The organism is Bacillus sp. SJ-10 (assembly GCF_002843505.1).
Classification (GTDB): domain Bacteria; phylum Bacillota; class Bacilli; order Bacillales; family Bacillaceae; genus Bacillus; species Bacillus velezensis.
The window spans coordinates 2,428,099-2,442,670 of sequence record NZ_CP025258.1; the positions used below are offsets into that span (position 1 = coordinate 2,428,099).

17 protein-coding genes are annotated in these 14,572 nt (G+C 45.8%); 16 read left to right on the top strand and 1 reads right to left on the bottom strand.

What is annotated here, in order from left to right; all coding sequences use genetic code 11:
• The first annotated feature begins 125 nt into the window (after positions 1 to 125).
• The 7 genes from sleB (at position 126) to fni (ending at position 6,529) form a co-directional block, all read left to right on the top strand.
• Positions 126 to 995: a spore cortex-lytic enzyme gene (sleB, locus tag CXL14_RS12295; RefSeq protein ID WP_007409447.1), complete on the top strand. Its 870-nt coding sequence runs from the start codon at positions 126 to 128 to the stop codon at positions 993 to 995.
• Positions 996 to 1,019: 24 nt separating this feature from the next.
• Complete coding sequence (gene ypeB, locus CXL14_RS12300; RefSeq protein ID WP_007409448.1) at positions 1,020 to 2,369, top strand: germination protein YpeB; 1,350 nt, start codon at positions 1,020 to 1,022, stop codon at positions 2,367 to 2,369.
• An 87-nt stretch (positions 2,370 to 2,456) separates the two neighbouring features.
• Positions 2,457 to 3,113 carry a flagellar brake protein gene (locus CXL14_RS12305; RefSeq protein WP_022553026.1) on the top strand — a complete coding sequence of 219 codons (657 nt, stop codon included), beginning with the start codon at positions 2,457 to 2,459 and terminating at the stop codon, positions 3,111 to 3,113.
• A gap of 46 nt (positions 3,114 to 3,159) precedes the next feature.
• Entirely contained in the window at positions 3,160 to 3,336 is a 177-nt protein-coding gene (locus tag CXL14_RS20085; protein ID WP_003153420.1) for a YpfB family protein, read from the top strand.
• A 78-nt stretch (positions 3,337 to 3,414) separates the two neighbouring features.
• Complete coding sequence (cmk, locus tag CXL14_RS12310) at positions 3,415 to 4,089, top strand: (d)CMP kinase (protein ID WP_014418267.1); 675 nt, start codon at positions 3,415 to 3,417, stop codon at positions 4,087 to 4,089.
• 227 nt (positions 4,090 to 4,316) lie between these two features.
• Positions 4,317 to 5,465 carry a 30S ribosomal protein S1 gene (rpsA, locus tag CXL14_RS12315; RefSeq protein ID WP_003153426.1) on the top strand — a complete coding sequence of 383 codons (1,149 nt, stop codon included), beginning with the start codon at positions 4,317 to 4,319 and terminating at the stop codon, positions 5,463 to 5,465.
• Between the two features lie 14 nt (positions 5,466 to 5,479).
• Positions 5,480 to 6,529, top strand: coding sequence for a type 2 isopentenyl-diphosphate Delta-isomerase (gene fni, locus CXL14_RS12320; protein ID WP_053284899.1), 1,050 nt, complete (start codon positions 5,480 to 5,482; stop codon positions 6,527 to 6,529).
• 34 nt (positions 6,530 to 6,563) lie between these two features.
• Here the strand turns inward: fni and CXL14_RS12325 are convergent, their stop codons facing one another.
• The gene (locus CXL14_RS12325; RefSeq protein WP_003153429.1) at positions 6,564 to 6,695 is read right to left on the bottom strand and encodes a YpzI family protein; all 132 of its coding nucleotides are present in this window, start codon (positions 6,693 to 6,695) and stop codon (positions 6,564 to 6,566) included.
• Positions 6,696 to 6,771: 76 nt separating this feature from the next.
• Between CXL14_RS12325 and CXL14_RS12330 the strand changes: the two genes are divergently transcribed.
• The 9 genes from CXL14_RS12330 to mtrB all read left to right on the top strand — a co-directional run bounded on the left by CXL14_RS12330 (position 6,772) and on the right by mtrB (position 14,532).
• A complete protein-coding gene (locus CXL14_RS12330; protein WP_014418265.1) occupies positions 6,772 to 7,374 on the top strand; it encodes a YphA family membrane protein in 603 nt (200 codons plus the stop codon).
• Positions 7,375 to 7,566: 192 nt separating this feature from the next.
• On the top strand, positions 7,567 to 8,877 hold the full coding sequence (der, locus tag CXL14_RS12335; RefSeq protein ID WP_003153433.1) for a ribosome biogenesis GTPase Der: 1,311 nt from the start codon (positions 7,567 to 7,569) through the stop codon (positions 8,875 to 8,877).
• Between the two features lie 17 nt (positions 8,878 to 8,894).
• Positions 8,895 to 9,932, top strand: coding sequence for an NAD(P)H-dependent glycerol-3-phosphate dehydrogenase (locus CXL14_RS12340; RefSeq protein ID WP_029973642.1), 1,038 nt, complete (start codon positions 8,895 to 8,897; stop codon positions 9,930 to 9,932).
• A 318-nt stretch (positions 9,933 to 10,250) separates the two neighbouring features.
• A complete protein-coding gene (locus tag CXL14_RS12345) occupies positions 10,251 to 10,454 on the top strand; it encodes a DUF2768 domain-containing protein (protein ID WP_003153435.1) in 204 nt (67 codons plus the stop codon).
• 19 nt (positions 10,455 to 10,473) lie between these two features.
• Positions 10,474 to 11,208, top strand: a complete 735-nt coding sequence (locus CXL14_RS12350) for a hypothetical protein (protein WP_014418263.1) — start codon at positions 10,474 to 10,476, stop codon at positions 11,206 to 11,208.
• A gap of 185 nt (positions 11,209 to 11,393) precedes the next feature.
• Positions 11,394 to 12,872 carry a stage IV sporulation protein A gene (gene spoIVA / locus CXL14_RS12355; RefSeq protein ID WP_003153438.1) on the top strand — a complete coding sequence of 493 codons (1,479 nt, stop codon included), beginning with the start codon at positions 11,394 to 11,396 and terminating at the stop codon, positions 12,870 to 12,872.
• 374 nt (positions 12,873 to 13,246) lie between these two features.
• The gene (hbs, locus tag CXL14_RS12360; RefSeq protein WP_003153447.1) at positions 13,247 to 13,525 is read left to right on the top strand and encodes a non-specific DNA-binding protein Hbs; all 279 of its coding nucleotides are present in this window, start codon (positions 13,247 to 13,249) and stop codon (positions 13,523 to 13,525) included.
• A 186-nt stretch (positions 13,526 to 13,711) separates the two neighbouring features.
• The gene (gene folE / locus CXL14_RS12365) at positions 13,712 to 14,284 is read left to right on the top strand and encodes a GTP cyclohydrolase I FolE (protein ID WP_003153448.1); all 573 of its coding nucleotides are present in this window, start codon (positions 13,712 to 13,714) and stop codon (positions 14,282 to 14,284) included.
• Positions 14,285 to 14,304: 20 nt separating this feature from the next.
• On the top strand, positions 14,305 to 14,532 hold the full coding sequence (gene mtrB, locus CXL14_RS12370; protein ID WP_003153449.1) for a trp RNA-binding attenuation protein MtrB: 228 nt from the start codon (positions 14,305 to 14,307) through the stop codon (positions 14,530 to 14,532).
• Positions 14,533 to 14,572: the final 40 nt, after the last annotated feature.

Genomic DNA, 14,572 nt, shown 5'->3' on the forward strand with positions numbered 1-14,572 from the left:
CCGCGCGTCGCGTGCGGTTTCTTTTTTATGCCTTGACAGGGGATAAGAAGGAAACGTGCATAAAAATAACCTCGTGACAGACAATACGGGTACACTTTAAATTTTGCAGTAGGAGGCTTGAAGAGATGAAGTGCAAAGGAGCCTTTATGGCATGTCTCATTCTATTTTCTTTCGCCGCCGCTTTCTTCGATCATCATGAAACGGTTCATGCGTTTTCAAATCAAGTGATTCAAAGAGGCGCGACGGGTGATGATGTTATAGAATTGCAGGCCCGTCTTCAATATAACGGATTTTATAACGGGAAAATCGATGGTGTTTACGGTTGGACCACATACTGGGCCGTGAGGAATTTTCAGGAGAAATTCGGCATGAAGCCGGTTGATGGCCTCGTCGGCGCGAAAACCAAACAGGTGCTGATTTCTAAATCAAAATATTACCGTGAATATGTAATGGAGCAGATCCAAAAAGGGAATACGTTCACTCATTATGGCAACGTCCCATTGGAAAACCAAACAAAACCGAGAGCCGGAACGCAGAAGCCGGCGGGAACGAATAAGCCTGCTCAAAAACCGCAAAACAATACAGGCGGTCAGTCAAATCAAAAGCAAAATACGACAGCGGCCAATATGCCTGGCGGTTTCTCAAACAACGACATCAATCTTTTGGCACAGGCTGTGTACGGGGAAGCGCGCGGTGAGCCGTTTGAAGGGCAGGTTGCCATCGCCGCGGTTATTTTAAACCGTATTAAAAGCCCGTTATTTCCGAATACGGTGGCCGGCGTCATTTTCGAACCGCTCGCGTTTACCGCTGTTGCCGACGGCCAAATATATATGCAGCCGAATGAAAGAGCAAAAGAAGCGGTTCTTGATGCGATCAACGGCTGGGACCCTTCTGAAAACGCGATTTATTATTTTAATCCTGATACGGCGACAAGCAAATGGATTTGGGGACGTCCGCAGATAAAAAGAATCGGAAAACACATTTTCTGTGAGTAAAAGTACGCAAAATGAGGTGTTAACATGATTAGAGGAATCATTATCGCTGTTCTCGGTGTCGCGATCGCCGCAACCGGATATTGGGGATATAAAGAGCATCAGGAAAAAGATGCGGTCCTTCTGCATGCGGAAAATAATTATCAGAGGGCTTTTCATGAATTGACGTACCATGTAGATCAGCTTCACGACAAAATCGGGACGACGCTTGCGATGAACAGTAAAAAATCTCTGTCTCCGGCGCTCATTGATGTATGGAGAATAACATCTGAAGCTCATAACAATGTGAGCCAGCTGCCGCTGACTCTCATGCCTTTTAATAAGACGGAGGAGTTTTTATCCAACATAGGAGATTTCAGCTATAAAACATCCGTCCGGGATTTAGACCAAAAACCGCTTGATAAGAAAGAATATACAACGCTGAACAGCCTGTACAAACAGGCGGAGAACATTCAAAACCAGCTCCGCAGCGTTCAGCATCTCGTCATGAGCAAAAATTTACGGTGGATGGATGTTGAGATGGCGCTCGCTTCTGACAAAAAACAAAGCGATAATACGATCGTCGACAGCTTTAAAACAGTCGAAAAAAATGTAGGCGCTTTTTCTGAAGACAGCATCAGCCCCACATTTACGGGAGCAAATACAGAACGAAAAGGTTTTACGCATCTGAAAGGAAAACAAATTACGGAAAAAGAAGCGGTCAAAATCGCACAACGGTTTGCGCCTGATCATAATTATTCAATTAAAGTGGTCAAAAGCGGCAGGAAGACGAATCGGGACGTATACAGCATCCGCATGAAAGACGCCGACAACAAGTCTTTTATCTATATGGATATTACCCAAAAAGGCGGACATCCGGTCTATTTGATTCAAAAACGGGCCGTGAAGAAACAAAAGATCAGCCTCAATGAAGCATCTAACCGGGCCGTCGCGTTTTTAAAGAAAAATGGATATGAAACAAAAGGCCTCGAAATTGATGAAAGCGCGCAATATAATAACATCGGCGTCTTTTCTTTTATCCCCGTGGAGAAAAATGTCCGCATTTATCCGGAAGCCATCCGAATGAAAGTGGCGCTGGATGATGGTGAAGTCGTCGGTTTTTCCGCGCGTGATTACCTGGCGGCGCACCGCACGAGAACGATTCCGGCTCCCGCTTTGTCAGCTGATGAAGCGAAAGCGAAGCTGAATAAAAATGTTGAAGTGCGGGAGACCCGGCAGGCGCTGATCACAAATGAACTCGGTCAGGAAGTGCTTTGCTACGAAATGCTCGGGACGATCGGAAAAGACACGTATCAAATGTTCATCAATGCGGACGATGGAAAAGAGGAAAAAATAGAAAAGTTAAAAAGTGCAGAACCTATATATAAAGACCTATAAAAATAAAGGAGGAAAGGACTAAAAGTCTTTTCCTTTTTTTCGTTACATGCTTTAATAAAAGCATAAATAATGAAAGAGTGAAGGCCCATGATAGCTGTCGGAGATTATATTTGGATTGAATACATAGAGAACAATGAGCCCAAAAAAGCGAGGAGCAAAGCAGTAAGCGTTGAAAACGGCGAACTGCACATCTCATATCCCGTCGATCTGGATTCGGGACGGACGGTCTTTTTGCATAAAGGATTGGAAATAACAGCGGAATTTATGGGGAATGGCCAAGTGCCGTATCAATTTAAAAGCATAATCAAAGGAAAGAAAAAAGACCCCATCCCGATGATCGGATTGGACATCCCCCCTCAGGAGGAAATGAAGCGGATTCAAAGACGCCGATACGTCCGTGCAGACGCAGTATTGGATGTATCCGTCAAAATGGAAGCGAAAAAAACCGCTTTCCAAACGGTTTCCTCTAATATCAGCGCCGGCGGAATCGCTGTTGTGATGCCTGAGCATATTTCCGCGGAACCAGGTGAAAAGCTGTATGTCTCATTTTCTCTTCCCGGCAAGGGAAATACGGCGGATATTACGGCCGAGGCTGTTATCCAGCGGATTTTTTATGATGAAAAGGCGGATAAACAAAAAATGACGCTTGAATTTGCAGAAATCGCTCCCGCTTCACAGCAGCTTTTACTCCAATATTGTATGCGCGCACAGCTGCAGCAGAGAAGAAACAGTCTGTCGGAATAAACAGCAGCGCACTTTTCCATACTAATCCTAATGGAGGTGCGCGTGTATGAAAACGTTTGAACGTCTGCTGGTCAAATTGGTCTGCATTCAGCTTATCATTTTGGGCGCGGTGCAGTTTTTGCTTCATTATCAGCCTATTGAACCTTATATTTCGAAAGCTGTGAAATATGAGGGAGTTGATAAAATGGAGAAAAAAGAATGGATTGAAACGGTAAAGCGGTAAATCAGCTCAATTTTTTCGCCCCTTTTCCGGCAGTTCATGATACAATCCATAGAGGAGTAAAGAGCAAGGAGAGAGATTATGGACAAGAAATTATCAATTGCGATCGACGGGCCGGCCGCTGCCGGAAAAAGCACCGTTGCTAAAATAGTGGCTGAGAAAAAATCATATGTGTACATTGATACAGGAGCGATGTATCGTGCCATTACATATACGGCGCTCAAGCAGAATGCCGATTTAACCGATGAAGCCGCGCTTACAGAGCTGCTGAAGCATACGGAAATTGAGCTTGTATCCGCTCCGGAAGGACAAATCGTTCTGGTAAACGGAGAAGATGTGACAGAAGAAATCCGAAAAGACGAAGTCAGCAACCAAGTATCAATCGCCGCCAAGCATAAAGGCGTCAGAGAAGAAATGGTCAAAAGACAGCAGCAGCTCGGAGAAAAAGGCGGTGTCGTCATGGACGGCCGTGATATCGGTACTCACGTGCTGCCTGATGCCGAAGTGAAAATTTTTCTGCTCGCGTCCGTAGAGGAAAGAGCGAAGCGCCGATATGAAGAGAATAAGAAAAAAGGCTATGACGTGAATTACGAGACGCTCATTGAAGAAATTGCCAGACGCGACAAACTCGATTCAGAGAGGGAAGTTTCCCCGCTGCGCAAAGCGGAAGACGCGATTGAAATCGATACGACGTCACTAAGCATTGCCGAAGTCGCAGGAAAAATTCTGGAGATCGTCGATCAGAAATCACGTTAAGCCCGGGCGGAGCGCTTTATAATTTTTTTCGAAAGACAAGATGTTATTGCTTGACAAACCAGTCCATTTATTAGAAGTTAATACTAATAAAACTTTTTATTGATCATTCAAAATCTTTTTTGGATGATTCTTTAATACATATTCGGCTGAAAAGCGGACATTCACATGTTCAGCTTTCAAACCGTATTAATTAAGCTGTGTAGGTTTGGACCAAGGAGGTTATTCAAATGACAGAGGAAATGAATCAAATTGATGTTCAAGTGCCAGAGGTTGGAGATGTAGTAAAAGGGATTGTGACAAAGGTAGAGGACAAGCATGTAGATGTCGAAATTGTCAATGTCAAACAGTCCGGAATCATTCCAATCAGTGAATTATCAAGTCTTCATGTAGAGAAAGCATCGGATGTCGTAAAAGTTGACGATGAGCTTGACCTGAAAGTAACAAAAGTGGAAGACGATGCTTTGATTTTATCTAAACGTGCCGTTGATGCTGACCGCGCTTGGGAAGACCTTGAAAAAAAATTCGACACAAAAGAAGTGTTTGAAGCTGAAGTGAAAGATGTGGTGAAAGGCGGTCTCGTCGTTGATATCGGCGTTCGCGGCTTCATTCCCGCATCACTTGTCGAAGCTCATTTCGTCGAGGATTTCACTGACTATAAAGGGAAAACCCTCTCTCTTATCGTCGTTGAACTCGACCGTGATAAAAACCGGGTGATTCTGTCACACCGGGCTGTAGTGGAAAAAGAACAGACAGCCAAAAAGCATGATTTTCTCCAAACGCTTGAGGTTGGAAGCGTGCTTGAAGGAAAAGTGCAGCGTCTGACTGATTTCGGCGCATTTGTCGACATCGGCGGAATTGACGGGCTTGTTCATATTTCGCAGCTGTCTCATTCACACGTCGAAAAACCGTCTGACGTGGTGGAAGAAGGTCAGGACGTAAAAGTGAAAGTACTGTCCGTAGACCGCGATAACGAGCGTATTTCTTTATCTATTAAAGAAACGCTGCCGGGACCTTGGAGCCAGATCGGCGAAAAGGTAAAACAGGGAGATGTGCTTGAAGGAAAAGTGCAGCGCCTTGTAAGCTTCGGCGCCTTCGTTGAAATTCTTCCGGGCGTGGAAGGACTTGTGCACATTTCGCAAATTTCCAATAAACATATCGGAACGCCGCATGAAGTGCTTGAAGAAGGACAGACTGTTAAAGTGAAAGTGCTTGACGTGAACGAAAGCGAAGAGCGCATTTCCTTAAGCATGCGTGAGCTTGAAGAAGCGCCGAAAGCCGATCAGGAGGACTTCCGCCAATACCAGGCGAAAGAAGAGCCGAGCACCGGCTTCCAGCTTGGCGATTTAATCGGAGACAAGCTTAATAAATTAAAATAAATTGGTGATAAAACGTGACACGAGCAGAACGAAAAAGAGAACATATAAATCATGCGCTGTCTACCGGCCAAAACCGGGAAACAGGGCTTGATGATATTGCGTTTGTTCATGTCAGCCTACCGAACCTAGCATTGGAAAAAGTGGATATCTCAACGAAAATCGGCGGACTCACAAGCAGTTCGCCGATTTTTATCAATGCGATGACAGGCGGCGGCGGACAGCTTACATACGAAATTAACAGATCGCTGGCAAGAGCCGCGCGCAAAGCCGGCATGCCGCTGGCTGTCGGTTCGCAAATGTCAGCTTTAAAAGATCCCTCCGAACGGTATTCTTACGAGATCGTCAGAAAAGAGAATCCGGACGGGCTGATATTTGCCAATTTAGGCAGCGAGGCGGATGCCGAGCAGGCGAAAAGGGCAGTTGATATGATTCAAGCAGATGCCCTGCAGATTCATTTAAATGTGATTCAGGAGATCGTCATGCCAGAGGGTGACAGAAGCTTTACTGGCGCTCTCGGCCGTATTGAGCGGATTGCGGCGGAAGCGGGAGTGCCCGTTTTTGTCAAAGAAGTCGGCTTCGGAATGAGCAGGGAATCGGCACGGCAGTTATTTGATGCCGGCGCAGCAGCAGTTGATGCCGGCGGATACGGCGGTACAAATTTCTCTAAGATCGAAAATATGCGCAGAGAGAAGGCGCTTCAATTTTTTAATACGTGGGGAATTTCCACTGCCGCAAGCTTAGCGGAAATCCACTCGCTCTCCGCTGATCAATCAATTATCGCATCCGGCGGGCTGCAAAGCGCCCTGGATGTCGCCAAATCGATTGCCCTCGGCGCTTCCAGCGCGGGAATGGCGGGCACTTTCCTGAAAGCTCTCACTTCTAAAGGAGAAGAGGGCCTGTTTGACGAGATGACGGCGCTTTTGCAAGAGCTGAAAATGATTATGACCGCCCTCGGATGCCAATCGGTTGCCCAATTGCAAAAGGCGCCTTTGGTCATAAAAGGTGACACACATCACTGGCTTTCTGAACGGGGAATTGACACATCCCGTTTCAGCAGACGTTAAAAGGCATGCGGACCCGCATGCCTTTTTCTGTTTTTTACGATTTTCTTTTTCGGAATTCCCCGTTTTGCTCAAGGCTTGTCGCTCCTTTATGGTGAATCGAATCATCGCGATCAGATTCCACTCGTCGGGAGGCTTTCAGTTTTTTCTCCTGTCTGTCTTTTCCCATCCTTATCCGCTCCTTTCAGGCATAATTGGTTTAAAAAATGCGCTCCCGCTCCATACTGATCAGAGGAGGAGCGATTATGGAACCGTTTTATTATTACTGGTCAATGTGGTTTTTATGGATACTTGCGACTTTTATTTTTGCCAAGACGAAAAGCCGTTTTTACGTATCAGTCTTTATTTTGACTAATATGATGGCAAGCATACATCAGATTACGGCTTATTTTACGCTGAATGCGGCATATGTCATGTTTTTTACTGCGGCATTTGTTTATGCGGGAAGCCTCGGCATGCATAAACGGCTCCGTAATATTGTGATTCATCTGACGGCGTCTGCGGCGTACGGCTTTATTTTTCTTTTTGCATTATATGACCCTGTTTGGTTTATCATAAAACCTGAATGGGCGGCGGTTATACTGCTTACCGTTATTACGCTTTCCGTTGAGGGGCGGTTCCCTGAGAGGCTTTGTCTTTTTGTTCTCGGCATGTGCCAGGGGGAACTATTGTATGCTGCGGTCATCCGCAATATTGCGGGTGCGGCAGCCGTCGGTGATTATCAATGGCTTTCAGGATGTTCGGCGGGAGTGATTCTTCTCGTCGGACTGACTACATATGAACAGCTTGCGGCGCGCATCAGCCAAAAAAGCAAAAAGCAGGGCAAAGGAGCGACAAAAATGTCTTGAAAACAGACGAAGACTGTTACATGAATGCGAAACATTTTGAAGAATACATTGTGATCTCAGTGAAAACTGATATAATAAATGAGTTAAGCCCTTCTGTTTGAAGGGTTCTTTTCATAGCGAAGATGATTTTTAATAACCGGTTGAACAATTTTTTGTGAAAATGTAAGCGGCTGGATTGAAAGGAAGGGTACTATGGGTAAACCTGTCGTAGCCATTGTCGGAAGACCGAATGTGGGAAAATCCACAATCTTTAACCGGATTGCGGGTGAAAGAATTTCAATAGTAGAAGATACCCCCGGAGTGACGCGGGACCGGATATACAGTTCGGCGGAATGGCTGAATTATGATTTTAACCTGATTGATACGGGCGGAATTGATATCGGAGACGAACCGTTTCTGACACAGATCCGCCAGCAGGCTGAAATCGCCATGGACGAGGCTGATGTGATCATCTTTATGGTGAACGGCCGCGAAGGTGTGACGTCTGCGGATGAAGAAGTGGCAAAAATACTGTACCGGACGAAAAAACCGGTCGTATTAGCCGTTAATAAATTAGATAATACCGAAATGAGAGCGAACATCTATGACTTTTATGCGCTCGGCTTTGGAGAACCGTATCCGATTTCGGGCACACACGGTTTAGGATTGGGAGATTTGCTCGATGCTTGTGCCGAGCATTTTAAAAACATTCCGGAGACGAAGTACAGTGATGATGTCGTTCAATTCTGCCTGATCGGCCGCCCGAATGTCGGAAAATCATCCCTTGTCAATGCGATGCTCGGCGAAGAGCGGGTTATCGTGAGCAACGTAGCCGGAACGACTAGAGACGCTGTGGATACGGCGTTCACCTACAATCAGCAGGAATTTGTAATCGTTGACACGGCGGGAATGAGAAAAAAGGGTAAAGTATATGAAACAACAGAAAAATACAGTGTGCTTCGGGCGTTAAAAGCCATTGACCGCTCAGACGTCGTCGGGGTTGTGCTGAATGCAGAAGAAGGCATCCTTGAGCAGGACAAGCGGATCGCCGGATACGCCCATGAAGCCGGGAAAGCCGTCGTCATTATCGTAAACAAATGGGATGCCGTTGATAAAGACGAGCGCACGATGAAAGAATTTGAACAAAATATTCGGGAACATTTCCAATTTCTTGATTATGCGCCGGTGCTGTTTATGTCGGCACTGACGACAAAGCGGATTCATACACTCATGCCTGCGATTATTAAAGCGAGTGAAAACCACTCTCTCCGCGTGCAGACAAATGTCTTAAATGATGTCATCATGGATGCGGTCGCCATGAATCCGACTCCGACGCACAACGGCTCCCGTCTGAAAATTTATTATGCGACTCAAGTCGCTGTTAAGCCGCCGAGCTTCGTTGTTTTTGTCAACGATCCGGAACTGATGCATTTTTCTTATGAACGCTTTTTAGAAAACCGAATCCGGGACGCTTTCGGATTTGAAGGTACGCCAATTAAAATATTTGCAAGAGCAAGAAAATAAAAAGGTGTGATACAGAGATGAAAAAAGTGGCAATGCTTGGAGCGGGAAGCTGGGGCACTGCACTTTCTTTAGTGCTGGCTGATAACGGACATCAAGTTATGATGTGGGGACACCGTGCCGAATTGATCGATCAAATCAACGACCTGCATGAAAACAAAGATTACCTGCCGGGGGTGGAGCTATCAAGTTCTATCATCGGTACAGCTGATTTAAACGAGGCTTTAAAAGGAGCGGACTTTATCATTGTGGCAGTTCCGACAAAAGCCATTCGGGAAGTGCTGAAAAAGGCTCTGCCGTACATCCCGAAACAATCGATTTTTGTTCATGTCAGCAAGGGAATTGAGCCGGATTCGCTTCTCCGTATTTCAGAATTAATGGAAGAGGAGCTGCCTGAGGAGTACAGAAAAGACATCGTCGTGCTTTCAGGGCCGAGCCACGCTGAGGAAGTCGGATTAAGACACCCGACGACTGTTACATCATCTTCAAAAAATATCAAGGCTGCAGAAGCGGTTCAGGATTTATTCATGAACCAGCATTTCCGCGTCTATACCAATCCGGATATGATCGGTGTTGAAATAGGGGGAGCGTTAAAGAATATCATCGCTCTTGCAGCGGGGATTACAGACGGATTGGGATACGGAGATAATGCAAAAGCGGCCTTAATCACCCGAGGTCTTGCTGAAATCGCCAGACTCGGCACAAAGATGGGCGGAAATCCGCTCACCTTTTCCGGCCTGACCGGCGTAGGCGATTTGATCGTGACGTGTACAAGCGTTCATTCCCGAAACTGGCGCGCCGGCAACCTGCTCGGCAAAGGATATAAGCTGGAAGCTGTCCTGGATAAGATGGGGATGGTTGTTGAAGGCGTGCGGACGACGAAAGCTGCGTATCAGCTGTCTCAAAAATACCAAGTGAAAATGCCGATCACAGAGGCGCTTCACCAAGTATTATTTAACGGGCAGAAGGTAGAAACGGCCGTAGAATCCTTAATGGCCAGAGTGAAAACCCATGAGATGGAAGACTTGGTCAACACATTCGAAAACCGGGTGAAGTGACAATAACATGCCGTCAGCATATTCTGAAGTGACGAAAGTCCAAAACGCAGAACTCTCCGGCTGAAATCGCTTAAAACATTTGCTGATTTAGGCAGAAGAGGATGCAGACGTACGCATCTACGCATACTATAGCATCGAAGTCCAAGAGAGTGTATCTCAGACGTACAGGTGAATATAGTCAACTTGACTGAAGCAAAGTCCCCCTCTTTGCTTCAGTTTTTTTGTTTTTTCAATAGATGGAAAACCTGTTGATCTTTTCAACATTTGTATATTAAAATGAAATATAACGCTTACAATGATGGGACGGGGGGCACGAACGTGAGTGTGGCATTGATGAAAATGTGGTTTGCGCTTGGTGCTATGGGATTAATGTTTGTTGCGGTGGCCTCTATTTATGTCAGCAGGTACAAAGTGAAAAACAAACTGATAAAAGCAGCGGTTTCTTCACTCGCTTATGCCTGCATGGTCATCTCGGGATTGATCGTGTTAATGGTCGTTTTCAGCGGGCCTGTCAATGAATAAAGCAAAAAGGGGGCGCGGAATGCATAAGTTTAAAATGGCCGTCATAACGGCAATGGCGGTGCTTCTGCTGTCCGGCTGTCTGTACCCTGAAGCGGAAAAAACTGAAAATAAAGTATCTTACAAACATCAGCTTCAGCAGGTGCAAGCGGCAGTGGATGAATTTAAAAAGGCGAACGGCGGACTTCTGCCGATTCAGACAAAAGATATGAAAACACCGCTCTATCAAAAATATCCGATAGATTTTAAGCGGCTCGCGCCCAGATACATAGAGGAGCCGCCGGCCTCAGCTTATGAAAGCGGAGGAATGTACCAATACGTGCTTGTCGATGTGGAAAATAAGCCGACCGTCAAGCTGGTCGATCTCCAAATGGCGGAAGCAATCCGCGACATGAAGCTGCGTGTCAAAATGTATCAGGAAAAGCATACATATCCTCCCTATGAGGACGCCGTTTCAAAAGGGCTGTTCACTTTAAATAAAAAAAAGCTCGGCATGAAAGACTCTCCTTCAGTCAAAAGTCCGGTTTCAGGCACGTCTCTGCCGCTTTTAATCGGCGCTGACGGAGAAATCTATGCCGACTATCGCGTCGATCTCGCCCGCTGCCTGAAGGAAAACAAAAAGAAAATCAAACCGGGCGCGGAAATTCAGGATATTTTATGGAAAGAGACTCCTTTCGTCCCGGCCTTTTCAGTCACATACACCGTAAATGAAAAACAGGAACCCGTTTTTTTAGAAAGTCAAACGAAACAGGAATGAACCTTTTTCCCGCGCATACAAATAGGGAGAAAGGTTTTTTTGATTTTGATAGAAAAGACTGCCTGAAAATTTTCTAAAGATGTCATATTGAAATAGGACAACGTCATACACATATAGTGTCCTGTATTTGATTGGAGAATGGTGAATGAAAAATGATAAGGATAGGAAGTCCGGGAGGGGATCACTTGGAAAAGGTCGATATTTTCAAGGATATCGCTGAACGAACAGGGGGCGATATATACTTAGGAGTCGTTGGCGCTGTCCGTACAGGGAAATCTACATTCATTAAAAAATTTATGGAGCTCGTGGTGCTCCCGAATATCAGCAATGAGGCCGATCGAGCGCGGGCGCAGGATGAGCTTCCGCAAAGCGCAGCAGGAAAAACGATAATGACCACAGAACCAAAATTTGTCCCGAATCAAGCCATGTCCGTTCATGTCGCGGAAGGACTTGATGTCAACATCCGTCTTGTGGATTGTGTGGGATATACGGTTCCCGGGGCGAAGGGATATGAGGATGAAAACGGCCCGAGAATGATCAATACACCTTGGTACGAAGAACCGATTCCCTTTCATGAGGCAGCGGAAATCGGTACGAGAAAAGTCATCCAGGAACACTCCACAATCGGGGTCGTCATTACGACAGACGGCTCAATCGGCGATATTGCGCGGGGCGATTACGTGGAAGCGGAAGAAAGAGTCATCGACGAGCTGAAGGAAGTCGGCAAACCGTTTATTATGGTCATCAACTCGGTAAAACCGTACCACCCGGAAACAGAAGCGCTCAGAGCTGAATTAAGCGCGAAATATGATATTCCCGTCCTCGCCATGAGTGTTGAAAGCATGCGGGAAACAGATGTGTTAAGCGTCCTCAGAGAAGCGCTTTACGAGTTCCCTGTGCTGGAAGTCAATGTCAACCTTCCGAGCTGGGTCATGGTGCTGAAGGAAAATCACTGGCTCAGAGAGAGCTACCAGGAATCAGTGAAAGAAACCGTAAAAGATATTAAACGCCTGCGTGATGTCGACCGGGTTGTCGGCCACTTCAGTGAATTTGAGTTTATTGAAAGCGCCGGTCTGGCCGGAATCGAACTTGGCCAGGGTGTCGCAGAAATTGATTTGTATGCGCCGGATCATTTATATGACCAGATTTTAAAAGAAGTGGTCGGCGTTGAAATCCGCGGGAAAGACCACCTGCTTGAATTAATGCAGGACTTCGCCCACGCGAAAAAAGAATATGATCAGGTATCAGATGCGCTGAAAATGGTGAAACAGACCGGCTACGGCATTGCCGCCCCGGCCTTAACCGATATGAGCCTTGATGAACCGGAAATCATCAGACAGGGATCAAGGTTCGGAGTAAGGCTCAAAGCGGTCGCTCCGTCCATTCATATGATCAAAGTGGATGTGGAAAGTGAATTCGCGCCGATCATCGGGACGGAAAAACAAAGTGAAGAACTTGTCCGCTACTTAATGCAGGACTTTGAAGATGATCCGCTTTCTATCTGGAACTCCGATATTTTCGGCAGATCATTGAGCTCTATCGTAAGAGAAGGAATCTCCGCAAAACTGTCACTCATGCCGGAAAATGCGAGATATAAACTGAAAGAAACGCTGGAGAGAATTATTAACGAAGGCTCAGGCGGCCTGATCGCCATTATTTTGTAAGCTGAAGGACCTCTTCCTGAAACGGGGGGTCTTTTTTTATTCTTTTTAGATACTGGAAATCAATCAAGGATTAGGAGGAAAAAAGCAAAAAAAGGAATATTTGTTCGGTAAAACACGTGAAAACCTTGACGAGCAAGGGATTGAGGCTTTAAAATGCTTGATATGGCTTTTTATATGTGTTACTCTACATACAGAAAATCTTCACTTTGTTGGACAAACATTCCTCAAAGTGTCTGTTTTCTTATGAAAAGCCGTTTACTTGTCTGTTCTTCCCTGCTTTGATTTTTTATCAGACAGGTTTAGAATCAGGCTGAACTGTGAAGAAATGATAATAAACTGCTGATTTGATACCCTTTTGGGAGGAGGTGAAAGGCATGAACAAGACAGAACTAATCAATGCGGTTGCTGAAGCAAGCGAATTGTCTAAAAAAGACGCTACAAAAGCAGTTGATTCTGTTTTTGATACGATTTTAGATGCACTTAAAAACGGTGATAAAATCCAACTGATCGGTTTCGGTAACTTTGAGGTGCGCGAGCGCTCTGCACGTAAAGGACGTAACCCGCAAACAGGTGAAGAAATCGAAATCCCTGCAAGCAAGGTACCTGCTTTCAAACCAGGTAAAGCTCTTAAAGACGCTGTTGCAGGAAAATAATTGTGAATATAGATCGTGTATGCATCTGATACATACACTTTGTTTCTTCACAGAAAAGCCCCTTGATAAAGGGGCTTTTCATATTTAAGCAGCCTTGGTCACCGGGCAGGACTTTCGTTTTGCTTTTGGCGCGGCAAATGTGCTAGAATCGAAATTAAATGTATTCAATGGTGGAGGACACAGACAATGAAAGAAGTTAATAAAGAACAGATTGAACAGGCGGTTCGCCAGATTTTAGAGGCGATTGGAGAAGACCCGGACCGGGAAGGGCTTTTAGATACGCCGAAACGCGTGGCAAAAATGTACGCGGAAGTATTCTCGGGATTAAATGAAGACCCGAAAGAACACTTTAAAACCGTTTTCGGAGAAGACCATGAGGAGCTTGTTCTTGTAAAAGATATCGCGTTTCATTCCATGTGTGAACATCACCTTGTTCCTTTTTACGGAAAAGCGCATATTGCCTACATTCCGCGCGGCGGCAAAGTGACGGGCCTGAGTAAATTGGCGCGGGCAGTGGAAGCCGTCTCAAAACGCCCGCAGCTGCAGGAGCGCATCACTTCAACGATTGCAGAAAGCATCGTAGAGACCTTAGATCCCCACGGCGTCATGGTTGTCGTCGAAGCTGAGCATATGTGCATGACGATGAGGGGCGTAAGAAAGCCGGGTGCAAAAACAGTGACTTCCGCTGTAAGAGGTATTTTTAAAGATGACGCAGCGGCGCGTTCCGAAGTGTTAGAACATATTAAACGTGCGGATTAATAATGATAGAGGGTGCAGATATGAATTCAAAGCATTCAAGTGATTTTGTCGTCATTAAAGCGGTCGAGGACGGCGTGAACGTCATCGGTTTAACGAGAGGAACGGATACGAAATTTCACCATTCCGAAAAACTGGACAAAGGCGAAGTAATTATCGCTCAGTTTACTGAGCATACCTCTGCCATCAAAGTGAGAGGCAACGCCCTCATCCAGACCGCTTACGGAGAAATGAACAGCGAAAAAAAATAAGCCGGCTGTTTCCCGCTTTTGCCAAATGCCCGCAAACGGC